2 protein-coding genes are annotated in these 23,287 nt (G+C 31.8%); both read left to right on the top strand.

Annotated elements, in window-relative coordinates:
* Positions 1-496 precede the first annotated feature (496 nt).
* Positions 497-22,297, top strand: a complete 21,801-nt coding sequence (locus tag KHQ81_07575; protein QVK16776.1) for a DUF5011 domain-containing protein — start codon at positions 497-499, stop codon at positions 22,295-22,297.
* The gene (locus KHQ81_07570) at positions 22,294-22,815 is read left to right on the top strand and encodes a DUF5011 domain-containing protein (protein ID QVK16775.1); all 522 of its coding nucleotides are present in this window, start codon (positions 22,294-22,296) and stop codon (positions 22,813-22,815) included. Before KHQ81_07575 ends, KHQ81_07570 begins: the two co-directional genes overlap by 4 nt.
* Positions 22,816-23,287 lie beyond the last annotated feature (472 nt).

Genomic DNA, 23,287 nt, shown 5'->3' with positions numbered 1-23,287 from the left:
TAACTATGTAGAAGCTCAGCTTAAGGAGTAATTGTATTTAGACGGGGATTGATTGAAATATTTACAGGAGTAGTAGATACTTCTTTAGTTGTAATCATTCAATAATTTATACAGCAATTGATTTAAATGTAAACAATCAACAATAACAAGAATATTATAAAATAAAAGAAACAGAGAAGATAATTGAATCTTCTCTTTTTTCTTTTATTTTATTGATTAATTTATTGCTGATGATTCTAGACTTAACACAGCAGTAATATATTTTTATGAAGTGAGTTTTTAAAAACATTGTATTTTATTTTTTTAATAATACTTAGACTTATTATGATATTTAGTATTTTTGCGTTTTGAACTATAAGCGTTGATTTTTTATTTCAAATAGAGTATGAAGATACGTTCTATTTAAACGCATAATATTATAAATTATTTTAAGAGAACTATTTAAGTTTTATGAAAAAATATGAAAAATGATAAATTTGAAAGGAGAGAGATATAGATGAAAAAGATTGCATTTTTAATACTATTCGGGATATTTTTAGTAACTAATCTATTTCTTACTAAAGAGGTATCTGCAGAAATGGTACAAAAGGGAGAAGATTCCTTTGAATACTATGAGGATTTAGATTTTGTTCAGATAAATGTAGGATCTAATCATTCCTCAGCAATCACTTCAGAAGGAAGAATCTTCACATGGGGAGCTAATTCCAATGGCCAGTTAGGAGATGGAACAAATACTGATAAAAGTATTCCAACAGAAATCACAAGTAATTTCAATTTAGTAGTAGGAGAAACAATTACCAAAGTCAGTTTAGGAGATTATCATTCCTCAGCAATTACCTCAGAAGGAAGAATCTTCACATGGGGAGCTAATTCCAATGGTCAATTAGGAGATGGAACAACTATATCTAGAAATACTCCGACAGAAATCACAATAGGAGTAGGAGAAACAATCAAAGAAGTCAGTTTAGGAAGTAATCATTCCTCAGCAATTACTTCAGAAGGAAAACTCTACACATGGGGATGGAATAATTTTGGCCAACTAGGAGATGGAACAACAGCTAATAGATATACTCCAACAGAAATAACAATAGGAGTAGGAGAAACAATCACCGAAGTAAGTTTAGGATGTTTTCATTCTTCAGCAATCACATCAGAAGGAAAAATCTTCACATGGGGAAATAATGAATATGGTCAACTAGGAGATGGAACAACAGATGATAGATATACTCCAACAGAAATTACAAGTAATTTCAATCTAGAAGTTGGAGAGACAATCACCAAAGTCAGTTTAGGATATTATCATTCCTCAGCAATCACATCAGAAGGAAGAATGTTCACATGGGGACGTAATAATGATAGCCAACTAGGAGATGGAACAACAACTAATAAAAGTAATCCAACAGAAATCACAAGTAATTTCAACAATCTAGGAGATGGAGAAACAATCACGAAAGTAAGTTTAGGAAATAATTCCTCAGCAATCACCTCAGAAGGAAGAATCTATACATGGGGATATAATGGTTATGGCCAGTTAGGAGACGGAACAACGACATCTAGAAATACTCCAACAGAAATTACAAGTAAATTTAATTTAGGAGTTGGAGAAACAATTCAAGAATTAAGTTTAGGATGTCATCATTCCTCAGCAATCACTTCAGAAGGAAAAATTTTCACATGGGGACGTAATAATGATAGCCAACTAGGAGATGGAACAACAACTAATAAAAGTACTCCGACAGAAATCACAAGTAATTTTAATGATGTTGTTGTTGAAAAAATATACTTACCGATAAGTGAAACAATTCAAAAATTAAGTTTAGGAACTTATCATTCCTTAGCAATCACCTCAGAAGGAAGAATCTTTACATGGGGATTTAATGATTATGGCCAACTAGGAGATGGAACAACAACTGCTAGAAATACTCCAACAGAAATCACAGGTAATTTCAATTTAGGAGAAGGAGAAACAATCACCGAAGTCAGTTTAGGCTATTCTAATACCTCAGTAATCACATCAGAAGGAAGAATCTTCACATGGGGATGTAATAATACCAGTCAACTAGGAGATGGAACAACAACTGCTAGATATACTCCAACAGAAATCACAAGTCATTTTTATTTAGGAGATGGAGAAACAATTACCAAAGTCAGTTTAGGAAAATATCATTCATCAGCAATCACCTCAGAAGGAAGAATCTTCACATGGGGAAATAATTATTATGGTCAGTTAGGAGATGGAACAACAACTGCTAGATATACTCCAACAGAAATCACAAGTCATTTCAATTTAGGAGAAGGAGAAACAATCACCGAAGTCATTTTAGGTTGTACTCATTCATCAGCAATCACCTCAGAAGGAAGAATCTTCACATGGGGAAATAATAATTATGGACAGTTAGGAGATGGAACAACAACTAATAAAAGTATTCCAACAGAAATCACAATAGGAGTAGGAGAAACAATCACCGAAGTCAGTTTAGGATATTCTCATTCCTCAGCAATCACCTCAGAAGGTAGAATCTTCACATGGGGAATGAATTATTATGGCCAATTAGGAGATGGAACAAGTATTGATAAAAATATTCCAATAGAAATTACAAGTAATTTTATTTTAGGATTTGAAGAAACAATCACTGAAGTCATTTTAGGACATTATCATTCTTCAGTAATCACCTCAGAAGGAAGAATCTACACATGGGGAGCTAATCATACTGGCCAATTAGGAGATGGAACAACAACTAATAAAAGTATTCCAACAGAAATCACAAGTAATTTTAATTTAGGATTAGAAGAAACAATCACCGAAGTCATTTTAGGTGGTACTCATACCTCAACAATTACCTCTGAAGGAAGAATCTTCACATGGGGAAGGAATTATTATGGCCAATTAGGAGATGGGACAACAATATCTAGATATACTCCAACACAAATTAACAATACTCTCGCTCAAGTTGACGAAATAAAATTAACATATATTGAGAATGAAATAAATGGGACTTTTAACAATATAAAATTATCTATTTTTCCTGAATATAATGTTGGTCCTGAATTGTCAGGATTGATAATAAATAATCTTTTATATGATACTACTAAATTTGAAACTAGTCATGGAAGAATTGATGTTTATATTCCAAATGCGTGGAATATAGGAGATGAAGTAACATTTACTGTTAATACTTTTATATTCACTAATGGAGAACAGCTTTTAGTTACTGGCGATAATACCGCTACCACAACATTAGTTGATGATACTTTTCCGCCATCAATAGAGTATGAATATCCATACGAATTATATATTGAACAATCATTAGGAAATGATGATTTAATTGCTGCTTCATCTAATGATGATAATGGTGATGTTTTAACTGTTACAATTGTAGGATCAGTTGATTGGGATACTCCAGGTGAGTATAATATAACCTATACAGCAACTGATAATTCTAATAATACAACCACTCGAAATAGAACAATTGTCGTTTTTGGAGATGATGTTGCAACAAGTGGTGGTAGTTTTGAAGAAATGAATTTTTATAATTTTGATTCAGAGGTTCATTTAGAATCTACAAATTTAACCAATCAATTCGTAACATATAACAATCAAGATTATTATTCATCTGTTGACTATAGTGATTATGTTTATAGTGCTGGATGGAATAAGTTTATATTTACATTCATTGTAGAAGATAGATTTGTAATTGCATCGAAAGATGTATTTGAAGATGTAGTAGCACCAACATTTGACCCAATAGCTGATCAAACAATAGAAGCAGGCGTTTCAGATATCGATTGGACTACATTCATAACATATGAATCAGATAACTTAGATGGAACAGGATTAAATGGAACTTTAACAAAACTTGAAGTTACTGACAATGTTGATTATGATACACCAGGAACTTATACAGTAACAGTAAAAGTAGTAGACGAATCCAACAATGAAACAACTCAAACATTTAATGTGACAGTTGAAGATACAATAGCACCAACATTTGACACAATAGTTAATCAAACAATAGAAGCAGGTGTTTTAGATATAGATTGGACTACATTCATTACGAATGATTCCGACAATTCAGATGGAACTTTAACTAAGGTTGAGGTAATTGACAATGTTGATTATGATACAACAGGTATATATACCGTCATAGTAAAAGTAGTAGATGAATCTAACAATGAAACATCTCAAACTTTTAATGTGACAGTTGAAGATACAACAGTTCCTACATTTGATCCAATAGCGAATCAGACAATAGAAGCAGGCGGTTCAGATATAGATTGGACTACAATAATAGAAAATGCATCTGACAATTCAGATGGAACTTTAACACTTATTGAAGTAACTGACAATGTCAATTACGATACACCAGGAACTTATACTGTTACAGTAAAAGTAGTAGATGAATCATTAAATGAAACAACTCAAACATTTAGTGTGACAGTTGATGATACGACATCTCCAACATTTGATACTATACAAGATCAGATAATTATAGAGGATATGAATACTGATATAGATTGGACTACATTCATTACGAATGAATCCGATAATTCAGATGGTTCTTTAACTAAGGTTGAGGTAATTGACAATGTCGATTATGATACACCAGGCATCTATACAGTAACAGTAAAAGTAGTAGATGAATCCAACAATGAAACAACTCAAACATTTAATGTGACAGTTGAAGATACAACAGCTCCAACATTTGATACAATAGAAAATCAAACAACAGAAGCAGGTGTTTCAGATATCGAATGGACTACATTAATAGAAAACGCATCTGACAATTCAGATGACATATTAACACTTATTGAAGTATCTGACAATGTCGATTATGATACACCAGGCATCTATACAGTAACAGTTAAAGTAGTAGATGAATCAAACAATGAAACATCTCAACCCTTTTATGTGACAGTTGAAGATACAACAGCTCCAACATTTGATCCGATAGCTGATCAAATAATAGAAGCAGGCGTTTCAGATATAGATTGGACTACATTAATAGAAAATGCATCTGACAATTCAGATGGAACTTTAACTAAGGTTGAGGTAATTGACAATGTTGATTATGATACACCAGGCATATATACAGTAACAGTAAAAGTAGTAGATGAATCAAACAAAGAAACAACACAAACATTTAATGTGACAGTTGAAGATACAACAACCCCAACATTTGATACTATACAAGATCAGATAATTATAGAGGATATGTATACTGATATAGATTGGACTACATTGATAACTAATGAATCTGACAATTCAGATGGAACTTTAACTAAGGTTGAGGTAATTGACAATGTTGATTACGTTACACCAGGCATATATACAGTAACAGTAAAAGTAGTAGATGAATCAAACAATGAAACATCCCAAACATTTAATGTGACTGTTGAAGATATAACAGCTCCAACATTTGATTCGATAGCGAATCAAATAATAGAAGCAGGTGTTTCAGATATAGACTGGACTACATTTATAACAAATGAATCCGACAATTCAGATGGAACTTTAACACTAATTGAAGTAACTGACAATGTTGATTATGATACCCCAGGAACCTATACTGTGACAGTAAAAGTTTCAGATGAATCAAATAATGAAACATCCCAAACATTTAATGTGACGGTTGAAGATACAACAAACCCTACGTTTGATATAATAGAAGATCAAATAATAGAATCAGGTGTTTCAGATATCGATTGGACTATTTATATAACAAATGCATCTGACAATTCAGATGGTATATTAACACTTATTGAAGTAACTGACAATGTCGATTATGATACACCAGGAATATATCCAGTGACTGTAAAATTAGTAGATGAATCAAACAATGAAACAACACAAACATTTAATGTGACAGTTGAAGATACAACAGCTCCAACATTTGATACTATACAAGATCAGATAATTATAGAGGATATGTATACTGATATAGATTGGACTACATTGATAACTAATGCATCTGACAATTCAGATGGAACTTTAACTAAGGTTGAAGTAACTGATTATGTCGATTATGATACACCAGGCATCTATGCAGTAACAGTTAAAGTAGTAGATGAATCAAATAATGAAACAACACAAACATTTAATGTGACAGTTGAAGATATAACAGCCCCAACATTTGATCCGATAGAAGATCAAATAATAGAAGCAGGCGCTTCAGATATAGACTGGACTACATTAATAGAAAATGAATCTGACAATTCAAATGGAACTTTAACTAAGGTTGAAGTAATTGATATTGTTGATTACGATACACCAGGAACTTATACAGTAACAGTAAAAGTAGTAGATGAATCAAACAATGAAACATCCCAAACATTTAATGTAATAGTTAAAGATACAATAGCCCCAACATTTGATACTATACTAGATCAGATAATTATAGAGGATATGAATACTGATATCGATTGGACTACATTAATAGAAAATGCATCTGACAATTCAGATGGAACTTTAACTAAGGTTGAAGTAACTGACAATGTCGATTATGATACACCAGGTATCTATACAGTAACAGTAAAAGTAGTAGATGAATCAAATAATGAAACAACACAAACATTTAATGTGACAGTTGAAGATACAACAGCCCCAACATTTGATCCGATAGTAGATCAAATAATAGAAGCAGGCATTATAGATATAGATTGGACTACATTAATAGAAAATGCATCTGACAATTCAGATGACATATTAACCCTTATTGAAGTAACTGACAATGTCGATTATGATACCTCAGGAACCTATATAGTGACAGTTAAAGTAGCAGATGAATCAAGCAATGAAACATCACAAACATTTAATGTGACTGTTGAAGATACCACAGCTCCAACATTCGATTCGATAGCGGATCAAATAATAGAAGCAGGTGTTTCAGATATTGATTGGGCTACTTATATAACAAATGAATTTGACAATTCAGATGGAACTTTAACTAAGGTTGAAGTAACTGACAATGTCGATTACGATACCCCAGGAACCTATACCATTACTGTGAAAGTAGTAGATGAATCATTAAATGAAACAACACAAACGTTTAATGTGACAGTTGAAGATACAACAGCCCCAACATTCGATCCGATAGCAGATCAAACAATTATAGAAGATGAAAATATTGACATTGATTGGGAATTTTTAATTGAAAATATATTAGAAAATAGTGATGGACAATTGTTCATTTTTGAAGTAACTGACAATGTCGATTATGATACCCCAGGAACCTATACAGTTACTGTAAAAGTAGTAGATGAATCAAATAATGAAACATCACAAACATTTAATGTGACAGTTGAAGATATAACAGCTCCAACATTTGATTTGATAGCAGATCAAACAATTATAGAAGATAAATATGATGACATTGATTGGAGATTTTTAGTTGAAAATGCTTCAGATAATAGTGATGGACAATTATTGATTATAGAAGTTGTAGATAATGTAAATTATAATAATCCTGGAATTTATGATGTATCTATAGCTTTATTTGATGAGAGTTATAATTGCTTTTCACAAACATTTTATGTAACAGTAGAAGATATAACGGCCCCTACATTTGATACTATACAAGATCAGATAATTATAGAGGATATGTATACTGATATAGATTGGACTACATTGATAACTAATGCATCTGACAATTCAGATGGAACTTTAACAAAAGTTGAAGTAACTGACAATGTAGATTATAATACCCCAGGAACTTATACTGTTAAAGTAAAAGTAGTGGATGAATCAAACAATGAAACATCACAAACATTTAATGTTACAGTTGAGGATATAACAGTCCCAACATTTGATTTAATAGCTGACCAAATAATAGAAGCAGGTATTTCAGATATAAATTGGGCTACTTATATAGTAAATGAATCTGATAACTCAGATGGAATGTTAACTAAGGTTGAGGTAATTGACAATGTTGATTATGATACACTCGGAACCTATACTGTCACAGTAAAAGTAGTAGATGAATCATTTAATGAAACAACTAAAACATTTAATGTGACAGTTGAAGATACAACAGCCCCAACATTTGATACAATAGCTGACCAAATAATAGAAGCAGGTGTTTCAGAAATCGATTGGGCTACTTATATAACAAATGAATCAGATAATTCAGATGGAACTTTAACAATAGTTGAAGTAACTGACAATGTCGATTATGATACACCAGAAACCTATACAGTTACTGTAAAAGTAGTAGATGAATCAAACAATGAGACATCACAAACATTTAGTGTAACAGTAGTAGATACAACTGCTCCAACTTTTGACACAATCGGGAATAAAAATATAGAAGCAGGTTTTTCAGATATCAATTGGACTGTATTAATAAAAAATGCATCTGATAACTCAGATGGAACTTTAACTAAGGTAGAAGTAACTGACAATGTTGATTATGATACACCAGGAACCTATACTGTAACAGTAAAAGTAGTAGATGAATCAAATAACGAAACAGCACAAACATTTAATGTGACAGTTAATGATTCAACAGCCCCAACATTTGATATAATTGATGATCAAACAATAGAAGCAGGTGTTTCAGATATCGATTGGGCTACTTATATAACTAATGAATCTGATAATTCAGATGGAATTTTAACTAAGGTTGAAGTAACTGACAATGTTGATTACGATACACTCGGAACCTATACCGTCACAGTAAAAGTAGTAGATGAATCATTTAATGAAACATCCCAAACATTTAATGTGACTGTTGAAGATACAACAGCCCCAACATTTGATCCAATAGCTGATCAGACAATTGAAGCAAGCATTTCAGACATCGATTGGGCTAATTATATAACAAATGCATCTGATAATTCAGATGGAACTTTAACTAAGGTTGAAGTAACTGGCAATGTTGATTACGATACACTCGGAATCTATACCGTCACAGTTAAAGTAATAGATGAATCTTTAAATGAAACATCCCAAACATTTAGTGTGACAGTTGAAGATACAACAGCCCCAACATTTGACATAATAGCAGATCAAACCATAGAAGCAGGTGTTTCAGATATCGATTGGGCTACTTATATAACAAATGAGTCTGATAACTCAGATGGAATTTTAACTAAGGTTGAGGTAATTGACAATGTTGATTACGATACACCAGGAACCTACACAGTTATAGTTAAAGTAGTAGATGAATCATTTAATGAAACATCCCAAACATTTAATGTGACAGTTGAAGATACAATAGCTCCAACATTTGATTTAATTGAAGATCAAACCATAGAAGCAGGAGTTTCAGATATAGACTGGATTACATTCATAACAAATGCATCTGATAATTCAGATGGAACTTTAACTAAGGTTGAAGTAACTGACAATGTTGATTACGATACACTTGGAATCTATACCGTCACAGTTAAAGTAATAGATGAATCTTTAAATGAAACATCCCAAACATTTAGTGTGACAGTTGAAGATACAACAGCCCCAACATTTGACATAATAGCAGATCAAACCATAGAAGCAGGCGTTTCAGATATCGATTGGACTACATTAATAACAAATGAATCTGATAATTCAGATGGAATTTTAACTAAGGTTGAGGTAATTGACAATGTTGATTACGATACACTAGGAACCTATACAGTAACAGTTAAAGTAGTAGACGAATCAAACAATGAAACATCAAAAACATTTAATGTGACAGTTGAAGATACAACAGCTCCAACATTTAATCCGATAGCGGATCAAATAATAGAAGCAGACGTTTTAGATATCGATTGGGCTACTTATATAACTAATGAATCTGATAATTCAGATGGATTTTTAACTAAGGTTGAGGAAATTGACAATTTAGATTATGATACACCAGGAACCTATACAGTAACAGTTAAAGTAGTAGATGAATCAAACAATGAAACAACACAAACATTTAATGTGACAGTTGAAGATACAACAGCCCCAACATTTGACACAATTGAAGATCATACAATAGAAGCAGGCGTTTCAGGTATCGATTGGGCTACTTATATAACTAATGAATCTGATAATTCAGATGGAATTTTAACTAAGGTTGAGGTAATTGACAATGTCGATTATGATACACTAGGAACCTATACCGTCATAGTTAAATTAGTAGATGAATCAAACAATGAGACATCTCAAACATTTAATGTGACAGTTGAAGATACAACATCTCCAATATTTGATCCAATAGTTGATCAAATAATAGAAGCAGGTATTTCAGATATCGATTGGACTACATTGATAACTAATGAATCTGATAACTCAGATGGAATTTTAACTAAGGTTGAGGTAATTGACAATGTTGATTATGATACACTAGGCATATATACTGTCCAAGTAAAATTAGTAGATGAATCAAACAATGAAACATCACAAACATTTAATGTGACAGTTGAAGATACAACAGCTCCAACTTTTGATTTGATAGCGGATCAAACAATAGAAGCAGGCGTTTCAGATATCGATTGGACTACATTAATAAGTAATACATCTGATAACACAGATGGAACTTTAACTAAGGTAGAAGTAACTGACAATGTTGATTACGATACACCTGGCATCTATACAGTAACAGTAAAATTAGTAGATAAATCAAATAATGAAACATCACAAACATTTAATGTGACAGTTGAAGATACAACAGCTCCAACTTTTGATTTAATTGAAGATCAAACAATAGAAGCAGGTGTTTCAGATATCGATTGGACTACACTAATAACAGAATCAGATAACTCAGATGGCACATTAACACTCATTGAAGTAACTGACAATGTTGATTATGATACACTAGGCATATATACTGTCACAGTTAAAGTAGTAGATGAGTCCAACAATGAAACAACTCAAACATTTAATGTGACAGTTATAGATACAACAGCTCCAACATTTGATTCAATAGAGGACCAGACAATTATAGAGGATATGAATACTGATATCGATTGGACTACATTGATAACTAATGAATCTGATAACACAGATGGCATAATAACAAAAGTTGAAGTAACTGACAATGTTGTTTATGATACACCAGGAACCTATACAGTGACTGTAAAAGTAGTAGATGAGTCCAACAATGAAACATCACAAACATTTTATGTGACAGTTGAAGATATAACAGCCCCAACTTTTGATGTAATAGATGATCAAATAATAGAATCAGGTGTTTCAGATATCGATTGGACTACATTAATAGAAAATGCATCTGACAATTCAGATGGCATATTAACATTTATTGAAGTTATTGACAATGTTGATTATGATAGACTCGGAACCTATACAGTAACAGTAAAGGTAGTAGATGAATCAAATAATGAAACAACTCAAACATTTAATGTAACAGTGGAAGATACAACAGCTCCTACATTTGATTTGATAGTTGACCAAACAATAGAAGCAGGTGTTTCAGATATCGATTGGACTACATTAATAGAAAATGCATCTGACAATTCAGATGGAACTTTAACTAAGGTTGAGGTAACTGACAATGTTGTTTATGATACACTAGGCATATATACTGTGACAGTTAAATTAGTAGATAAATCATTAAATGAAACATCACAAACATTTAATGTAACAGTTGAAGATACAACAGCTCCTACATTTGATACGATAGTGAATCAAACAATAGAAGCAGGCGTATCAGATATCGATTGGACTACTTTTATAACAAATGAATCTGATAATTCAGATGGTATATTAACACTTATTGAAGTAACTGACAATGTCGATTACGATACACCAGGAACCTACACAGTGACAGTAAAAGTAGTAGATGAATCAAATAATGAAACATCCCAAACATTTAATGTGACAGTTGTAGATACAATAAACCCTATGTTTGATTTAATTGAAAATCAAACAATAGAAGCAGGCGTTTTAGATATCGATTGGACTACTTTTATAACAAATGAATCTGATAATTCAGATGGAATTTTAACTAAGGTTGAGGTAATTGACAATGTTGACTATGATACACCAGGAACTTATTCCGTCACAGTTAAAGTAGTAGATGAATCAAACAATGAAACATCCCAAACATTTAATGTGACAGTTAATGATACAACCTCTCCAACATTTGATTTAATAGAGGACCAGACAATTATAGAGGATGTAAATGCTGATATCGATTGGACTACATTAATAGAAAGTGCATCTGACAATTCAGATGGTATATTAACATTTATTGAAGTAACTGACAATGTCGATTATAATACACCAGGAACCTATACTGTTACAGTAAAAGTAGTAGATGAATCAAACAATGAAACATCCCAAACATTTAATGTGACAGTTGAAGATACAACCTCTCCAACATTTGATCTGATAGCGAATCAAATAATAGAAGCAGGCGTTTTAGATATAGATTGGACTACATTCATTACGAATGAATCAGATAATTCAGATGGTATATTAACAAAAGTTGAGGTAACTGATAATGTTGATTACGATACACCAGGAACCTATACCGTCACAGTTAAAGTAGTAGATGAATCCAACAATGAAACAGCTCAAACCTTTAATGTGACAGTGGAAGATACAACCTCTCCAACATTTGACCTGATAGCTGATCAAACAATAGAAGCAGGCATTTCAGATATTGACTGGACTACATTAATAGAAAATGCATCTGACAATTCAGATGGCATATTAACACTCATTGAGGTTACTGACAATGTCGATTATGATACACTAGGTATATATACCGTCACAGTTAAAGTAGTAGATGAATCAAACAATGAAACAACACAAACATTTAATGTGACAGTTGAAGATACAACAGCTCCAATATTTGATCCAATAGCTGATCAAACAATAGAAGCAGGTGTTTCAGATATTGATTGGACTACATTAATAAGTAATGAATCTGATAATTCAGATGGAATTTTAACTAAGGCTGAGGTAATTGACAATATCGATTACGATACACTAGGCATATATACCGTTATAGTAAAAGTAGTAGATGAATCCAACAATGAAACAACACAAACATTTAATGTGGCAGTTGAAGATACAACCTCTCCAATATTTGATTTGATAGCGGATCAAACAATTATAGAAGATGTATATGATGACATTGATTGGAGATTTTTAGTTGAAAATACATCTGATAATAGTGATGGACAATTATTCATCATTGAAGCAGTAGATAATGTTAATTATAATAATCCTGGAATTTATGATGTATCTATAACTTTATTTGATGAGAGTTATAATTACTTTTCACAAACATTTAATGTAACCGTAGAAGATATAACAGCTCCAACATTTGATATTATACAAGATCAGATAATTATAGAGGATATGAATACTGATATCGATTGGACTACATTGATAACTAATGAATCAGATAACACAGATGGAACTTTAACAAAAGTTGAAGTAACTGACAATGTCGATTATGATACTCCAGGAATCTATACCGTCACAGTAAAAGTAGTAGATGAATCATTAAATGAAACATTACAAACATTTAATGTGACAGTTGAAGATATAACAGTTCCAACATTTGATCCGATAGCGGATCAGACAATAGAAGCAGGCCTTTCAGATATCGATTGGACTACATTAATAGAAAATGCATCTGATAATTCAAATGGAACTGTAACAAAAGTTGAAGTAACTGACAATGTCGATTATGATACCCCAGGAATCTATACCGGCACAGTAAAAGTAGTGGATGAATCAAACAATGAAACATCTCAAACATTTAATGTGACAGTTGAAGATACAACAGCCCCTACATTCGACACAATAGTGGACCAAACAATAGAAGCAGGCGTTTCAGATATAGATTGGACTACATTCATTACGAATGCATCTGACAATTCAGATAGCATATTAACACTTATTGAAGTAACTGATAATGTTGATTATGATACCCCAGGAACCTATACTGTGACTGTAAAAGTAGTAGACGAATCAAATAATGAAACATCTCAAACATTTAATGTGATAGTTGAAGATACAACAGCTCCAACATTTAATCCAATAGCGGACCAAATAGTAGAAGCAGGAGTTTTAGATATAGATTGGTCTACATTCATAACGAATGAATACGATAATTCAGATGGTACTTTAACAAAAGTTGAAGTAACTGATAATGTAGATTATGATACACCAGGAATCTATACCGTCACAGTAAAAGTAGTAGATGAATCAAACAATGAAACAACACAAACATTTAATGTGACCGTTGAAGATACAATATCACCAATATTTGATATAATAGATGATCAAATAATAGAAGCAGGTATTTCAGATATCGATTGGACTACATTGATAACTAATGAATCTGACAATTCAGATGGAATTTTAACTAAGGTTGAAGTAATTGATAATGTTGATTATGACACACCAGGAACCTATACAGTGACTGTAAAAGTATTGGATGAATCAAACAATGAGACATCCCAAACATTTAATGTGACAGTTAAAGATACAATATCACCAATATTTGATATAATAGATGATCAAACAATAGAAGCAGGCATTTCAGATATCAATTGGACTACATCAATAGAAAATGCATATGACAATTCAGATGGTATATTAACCCTTATTGAAGTAACTGACAATGTAGATTACGATACACCAGGCATCTATACAGTAACAGTAAAAGTAGTAGATGAATCATTTAATGAAATTTCTCAAACATTTAATGTGACAGTCCAAGATACAACAGCTCCAATATTTGACTCAATAGAGGATCAGACAATTATAGAGGATATAAATACTGATATCGATTGGACTACATTAATAGAAAATGCATCTGATAATTCAGATGGTATATTAACACTTATTGAAGTAACTGACAATGTCGATTATAATACCCCAGGAACTTATACAGTTATTGTAAAAGTAGTAGATGAATCATTTAATGAAATTTCTCAAATATTTAATGTGACAGTTGAAGATACAACAGCTCCAACATTTAATCCAATAGCTGATCAAATAATAGAAGCAGGCGTTTCAGATATAGATTGGACTACATTAATAACTAATGAATCAGATAATTCAAATGGAACTCTAACAAAAGTTGAAGTAACTGACAATGTTGATTATGATTCGCTCGGAACCTATACAGTTACTGTAAAAGTAGTAGATGAATCAAATAATGAAACAATTCAAACATTTAATGTGACAGTTGAAGATACAACAGCTCCAACATTTGACCTGATAGCTGATCAAACAATTATAGAAGATGAATATGATGATATTGATTGGAGATTGTTAATAGAAAATATATTAGAAAATAGTGATGGACAATTGTTCATTTATGAAATAACTGACAATGTCAATTATGATACACCAGGAACTTATACAGTAACAGTAAAAGTAGTAGATGAATCAAATAATGAAACAACTCAAACATTTAATGTGACAGTCGAAGATACAACACCTCCAACATTTGATTTGATAGCGGATCAAATAATTATAGAAGATGAATATGATGACATTGATTGGAGATTTTTAGTTGAAAATGCATCAGATAATAGTAATGGACAATTATTCATCTTTGAAGTAGCAGATAATGTTGATTATAATAATCCTGGAATTTATGATGTATCTATAGCTTTATTTGATGAGAGTTATAATTACTTTACCCAAACATTCAATGTTACAGTTGAAGATATAACAGATCCAATATTTGATACAATAGCAGACCAAACAATAGAAGCAGGTGTATTAGATATCGATTGGACTACATTTATTACGAATGAATCCGACAATTCAGATAGTACATTAACAAAAGTTGAAGTAACTGATAATGTTGATTACGATACCCCAGGAACCTATACAGTGACTGTAAAAGTATTGGATGAATCAAACAATGAGACATCCCAAACATTTAATGTGATAGTTGTAGATACAACAGCTCCAACATTTGATCCGATAGCGGTTCAAACAATAATAGAAGATGAATATGATGACATTGATTGGAGATTTTTAATAATTAATATATCAGATAACAGTGATGGACAATTATTTATCTTTGAAGTAACTGACAATGTCGATTATGATACACCAGGAACATATACAGTAACAGTAAAAGTAGTAGATGAATCAAACAATGAAACATCTCAAATATTTAATGTGACAGTGGAAGACACAACAGACCCTACGTTTGATATAATAGAAGATCAAATAATAGAAGCTGGTGTTTCAGATATAGACTGGACTACATTTATAACAAATGAATCTGATAACTCAGATGGAACTTTAACTAAGGTTGAAGTAACTGACAATGTAGATTATGATACACCAGGAACCTATACAGTAACAGTAAAAGTAGTAGATGAATCATTAAATGACACAATTCAAACATTTATTGTGACAGTGGAAGATACAACAGACCCAACATTTGATACAATAGCAGACCAAATAATAGAAGCAGGTGTTTCAGATATTAACTGGCTTACATTAATAGAGAATGCATCTGACAATTCAGATGGCATATTAACACTTATTGAAGTAACTGACAATGTCGAATATGATTCGCTCGGAATATATTCCGTAACAGTAATAGTAGTAGATGAATCAAACAATGAAACATCACAAACATTTAATGTGACAGTGGAAGATACAACAAACCCTATGTTTGATTTAATTGAAGATCAAACCATAGAAGCAGGTGTTTCAGATATAGACTGGACTACATTTATAACAAATGAATCTGACAATTCAGATGGAACTTTAACTAAGGTTGAGGTAACTGATAATGTTGATTACGATACACCAGGAACCTATACAGTGACTGTAATAGTATTGGATGAATCAAACAATGAAACAACCCAAACATTTAATGTGACGGTTGAAGATACAACAAACCCAACATTTGATGAAATATTAGACCAAACAATAGAAGCAGGTGTTTCAGATATCGATTGGACGACATTAATCCAAAATACTTTAGATAACTCAGACGGAACTTTAACTAAGGTTGAAGTATTTGATAATGTCGATTATGATACACCAGGAACCTATACAGTGACTGTAATAGTATTGGATGAATCAAACAATGAAACAACTCAAACATTTATTGTGACAGTTGAAGATACGACAGCACCAACATTTGATACAATATTAGATCAAATCATAGAAGCAGGCATTTCAGATATCGATTGGACGACATTAATCCAAAATACTTTAGATAACTCAGACGGAACTTTAACTAAGGTTGAGGTAACTGATAATGTTGATTACGATACACCAGGAACCTATACAGTGACTGTAATAGTATTGGATGAATCAAACAATGAAACAACTCAAACATTTAATGTGACGGTTGAAGATACGACAGCACCAACATTTGATACAATATTAGATCAAATCATAGAAGCAGGCGTTTCAGATATAGATTGGACTTCTTTTATAACAAATGAATCTGACAATTCAGACGGAACTTTAACTAAGGTTGAAGTAACTGACAATGTCGATTACGATACACCAGGAACCTATACAGTGACTGTAATAGTATTGGATGAATCAAACAATGAAACAACTCAAACATTTAATGTGACGGTTGAAGATACGACAGCACCAACATTTGATACAATATTAGATCAAATCATAGAAGCAGGCGTTTCAGATATAGATTGGACTACATTTATAACAAATGAATCTGACAATTCAGATGGAACTTTAACTAAGGTTGAGGTAACTGATAATGTTGATTACGATACACCAGGAACCTATACAGTGACTGTAATAGTATTGGATGAATCAAACAATGAAACAACCCAAACATTTAATGTGACAGTTGAAGATACAACAAACCCTACCTTTGATTTAATTGAAGATCAAATCATAGAAGCAGGTGTTTCAGATATCGATTGGACGACATTAATCCAAAATACTTTAGATAACTCAGATGGTACTTTAACTAAGGTTGAAGTAATTGATAATGTCGATTACGATACACCAGGAACCTATACAGTGACTGTAATAGTATTGGATGAATCAAACAATGAAACAACTCAAACATTTAATGTGACGGTTGAAGATACGACAGAGCCAACATTTGATACAATATTAGATCAAACAATAGAAGCAGGTGTTTCAGATATTGACTGGACGACATTAATCCAAAATACTTTAGATAACTCAGACGGAATTTTAACTAAGGTTGAGGTAATTGACAATGTCGATTACGATACCCCAGGAATCTATACAGTGACTGTAAAAGTAGTAGATGAATCAAATAATGAAACATCCCAAACATTTAATGTGACAGTTGTAGATACAACAAACCCTATGTTTGATTTAATTGAAAATCAAACCATAGAAGCAGGTGTTTCAGATATAGACTGGACGACATTAATCCAAAATACTTTAGATAACTCAGATGGAACTTTAACTAAGGTTGAGGTAACTGATAATGTTGATTATGATACCCCAGGAATCTATACAGTAACAGTAAAAGTAGTAGATGAATCCAACAATGAAACATCCCAAACATTTAATGTGACAGTTGTAGATACAACAAACCCTATGTTTGATTTAATTGAAAATCAAACCATAGAAGCAGGTGTTTCAGATATAGACTGGACGACATTAATCCAAAATACTTTAGATAACTCAGATGGAACTTTAACTAAGGTTGAGGTAACTGATAATGTTGATTATGATACCCCAGGAATCTATACAGTAACAGTAAAAGTAGTAGATGAATCAAATAATGAAACATCCCAAACATTTAATGTGACAGTTGTAGATACAACAAACCCTACGTTTGATTTAATTGAAAATCAAACAATAGAAGCAGGTGTTTCAGATATAGATTGGACGACATTAATCCAAAATGCTTTAGATAACTCAGACGGAACTTTAACTAAGGTTGAAGTAACTGACAATGTCGATTACGATACCCCAGGAATCTATACAGTAACAGTAAAAGTAGTAGATGAATCAAATAATGAAACATCCCAAACATTTAATGTGACAGTTGTAGATACAACAAACCCTACGTTTGATTTAATTGAAAATCAAACAATAGAAGCAGGTGTTTCAGATATTGACTGGACGACATTAATCCAAAATACTTTAGATAACTCAGACGGAATTTTAACTAAGGTTGAGGTAATTGACAATGTCGATTATGATACACCAGGAATCTATACAGTGACTGTAAAAGTAGTAGATGAATCATATAATGAAACATCCCAAACATTTAATGTGACAGTTGTAGATACAACAAACCCTACGTTTGATTTAATTGAAGATCAAACAATAGAAGCAGGCGTTTCAGATATAGATTGGACTACATTTATAACAAATGAATCTGACAATTCAGATGGAATTTTATCTAAGGTTGAAGTAATTGATAATGTTGATTACGATACCCTAGGAACCTATACAGTGACTGTAATAGTATTAGATGAATCAAACAATGAAACAACACAAACATTTAATGTAACAGTTGTAGATACAACAAACCCTACGTTTGATTTAATTGAAAATCAAACAATAGAGGCAGGTGTTTCTGATATAGATTGGACGACATTAATCCAAAATCCTTTAGATAACTCAGACAGAACTTTAACTAAGGTTGAAGTATTTGATAATGTCGATTATGATACACCAGGAACCTATACAGTGACTGTAAAAGTAGTAGATAAATCAAATAATGAAACATCCCAAACATTTAATGTGACAGTTGAAGATACAATATCTCCAATATTTGATTTAATTGAAGATCAAACAATAGAAGCAGGTGTTTCAGATATCGATTGGACGACATTAATCCAAAATACTTTAGATAACTCAGACGGAACTTTAACTAAGGTTGAGGTAACTGATAATGTTGATTATGATACACCAGGAACATATACAGTGACAGTAAAAGTAGTAGATGAATCCAACAATGAAACAACACAAACATTTAATGTGACGGTTGAAGATACGACAGAGCCAACATTTGATACAATATTAGATCAAACCATAGAAGCAGGCATTTCAGATATCGATTGGACGACATTAATCCAAAATACTTTAGATAACTCAGACGGAACTTTAACTAAGGTTGAGGTAACTGATAATGTTGATTACGATACACCAGGAACCTATACAGTAACAGTAAAAGTAGTAGATGAATCATTTAATGAAACAGCTCAAACCTTTAATGTGACAGTGGAAGATACAACAGCTCCAACATTGGACCCGATAGCTGATCAAATAATAGAAGCAGGTATTTCAGATATAGACTGGACTACACTCATAACAAATGAATCTGATAACTCAGACGGAACTTTAACTAAGGTTGAAGTAACTGACAATGTCGATTACGATAAGCCAGGCATGTATACAGTAACGATAAAAGTAGTAGATGAATCATTAAATGAAACAACACAAACATTTAATGTGACAGTCGAAGATACAACAGCCCCAACATTTGATGAAATATTAGACCAAACAATAGAAGCAGGCGTTTCAGATATCGATTGGACGACATTAATCCAAAATACTTTAGATAACTCAGACGGAATCTTAACTAATGTTGAAGTAACTGACAATGTCGATTACGATACACCAGGCATCTATACAGTAACAGTTAAATTAGTAGATGAATCATTAAATGAAACATCTCAATCATTTAATGTGACTGTTGAAGATACAACAGCTCCAACATTCGATTTAATAGCTGACCAAATAATTGAAGCAGGTGTTTCAGATATCGATTGGACTACATTGATAGAAAATGCATCTGATAATTCAGATGGAACTTTAACAAAAGTTGAAGTTACTGACAATGTCGATTATGATACACCAGGAACTTATACTGTTACAGTAAAAGTAGTAGATGAATCATTAAATGAAACAACTCAATCATTTAAAGTGACGGTTGAAGATACAACAGCTCCAACATTTGACCCGATAGCTGATCAAATAGTAGAAACAGGTGTTTCAGATATCGATTGGACGACATTAATCCAAAATACTTTAGATAACTCAGACGGAATCTTAATTAATGTTGAGGTAACTGATAATGTTGATTATGATACACCAGGAACATATACAGCAACAGTAAAAGTAGTAGATGAATCATTAAATGAAACAACTCAATCATTTAATGTGACGGTTGAAGATACAACAGCCCCAACATTTGACACAATAGAAGATCAAATAATAGAAGCAGGCGTTTTAAATATAGATTGGACTATATTCATTACAAATGCATCTGACAACTCAGATGGAACTTTAACAAAAGTTGAAGTAACTGATAATGTTGATTATGATACACCAGGCATCTATACAGTAACAGTAAAAGTAATAGATGAATCAAACAATGAAACATCCCAAACATTTAATGTGACAGTTGAAGATATCACAGCTCCAACATTCGATTCGATAACGGATCAAATAATAGAAGCAGGCGTTTCAGATATAGATTGGACTACATTGATAACTAATGAATCAGATAACTCAGATGGAACTTTAACACTTATTGAAGTAACTGACAATGTCGATTATAATACACCAGGAACTTATACAGTAACAGTTAAAGTAGTAGATGAATCAAACAATGAAACAGCTCAAACATTTAATGTGACAGTCGAAGATACTACAGCCCCTACGTTTGATATAATAGTTGACCAAACAATAGAAGTAGGTGTTTCAGATATCGATTGGACTACATTAATAGAAAATGAATCTGACAATGTAGATGGAACTTTAACTAAGGTTGAGGTTACTGACAATGTCGATTACGATACACCAGGAACATATACAGTAACAGTAAAAGTAGTAGATGAATCATTTAATGAAACAACCCAAACATTTAATGTGACAGTTGATGATACCACAGCACCAATTATTACATTAAATCCAGGTAGAGATACGATTCATGTAAATGAAGAATACACTGATTATGGAATTGTTATAAATGATTATAGTGACACTACTACAATCATAGAAGGTACAGTTAATTCATCAACCGCAGGTGTTTATGAATTGACATATCGTGTTACTGATTCATTTGGAAATGTATCAATTATAAAAAGATATGTTAATGTATTAGAAAAAAAACCAACAGTTTCCTTTGAACTAGAATCAGCATCAACAACTATACCACTTGGTAATGAATATGACGATGGAGATTGCATTGTTTATGTTGATGGAATTAAACAAAGTTGTGATGTAATAGATAGAAATGTAGATATAAATACAGCTGGTATTTATACAATTACATATGGTATTGAGGTTGATGGTGTAAATTATACATATATGAGATATATATTTGTATATGAAGTGGGCACGAAGCTAACACTGTACTATAGAAAAGAAGAGGAGAGTGATATATTATGAGAAAATATATTTTAGTATTATTAACAATATTTACTATCACTCTAACTGGGTGTAAAAATGACGAACCAGAAGAAATAAATTTTGTTGTACTAAAAGGCGTAGATACAGTTGAAATTAATACAGAATGGATCGATGCTGGTGCGAATCTATATATTGATGATGATTTGTATAACGCAAAAGTCAGTGGATTTGTAAATACTAGTGTATTAGGGTTATATGAAATTGAATATTCAATAACTTATAATGAATTAGCATATACTGATATTAGATATGTAATGGTAACAGATCAAACAGCCCCTGTTTTAGAACTTAATCTTGGAGTAGATACAATTAAAGTAAATAGTACTTGGACAGATGCAGGGATTACTGTAACTGACAATTCATTAGAAATAATTACTTACACAACTATAGGTACAGTTGATACTGCAGTAGTAGGAACGTATACAATTATTTATTCAGCAATTGATTCAAGTGGAAATGAATCAACAATAACAAGGGTTGTAACCGTAATAGAATAAAGGAAATAGAAACTATATAGAACAATACACGTGTAAAATAGATTTCAACATTCTATCTTCTGCTAATAAAATTTATTTGTTAATGTAACAAAAACATGCCATTTTAATGTTAATTGAAATGGCATGTTTTCATTTTGAATTTTTTAGTTGCTATAAAATATTCAAATAATTAAATAGAGTATTAATTACCATGATAGTAAATAAGTTTTCCTGATTGATAGTTGGGTCTAGCCCAAAAGATTCAATCATTTTTTTAATTTTTAAGGCATCATTTGTATTTAAATATACCAATTTCCATCTGTTTTTCTAAATTCAATATTACTTGTTATACTCTGTCGTAGGTAACTACACTACTTGAATCAATTCATGATATTTTTTTGCAGTTTTTTAATGCTTTCTGCTTAATAACTTGGGTGTTAATGATGTACCTCACCTAATGTATTTTCATGTTCATCTACATGTATTATTACGA

The organism is Mycoplasmatota bacterium, from assembly GCA_018394295.1.
Lineage (GTDB): Bacteria > Bacillota_I > Bacilli_A > Haloplasmatales > Haloplasmataceae > JAENYC01.
This window is presented reverse-complemented; position numbering and strand designations above follow the sequence as displayed.

Coding starts and splice junctions, on each gene's coding strand:
- KHQ81_07575 (QVK16776.1), top strand. CDS start 497: ATGAAAAAGATTGCATTTTTAATACTATTCGGGATATTTTTAGTAACT.
- KHQ81_07570 (QVK16775.1), top strand. CDS start 22,294: ATGAGAAAATATATTTTAGTATTATTAACAATATTTACTATCACTCTA.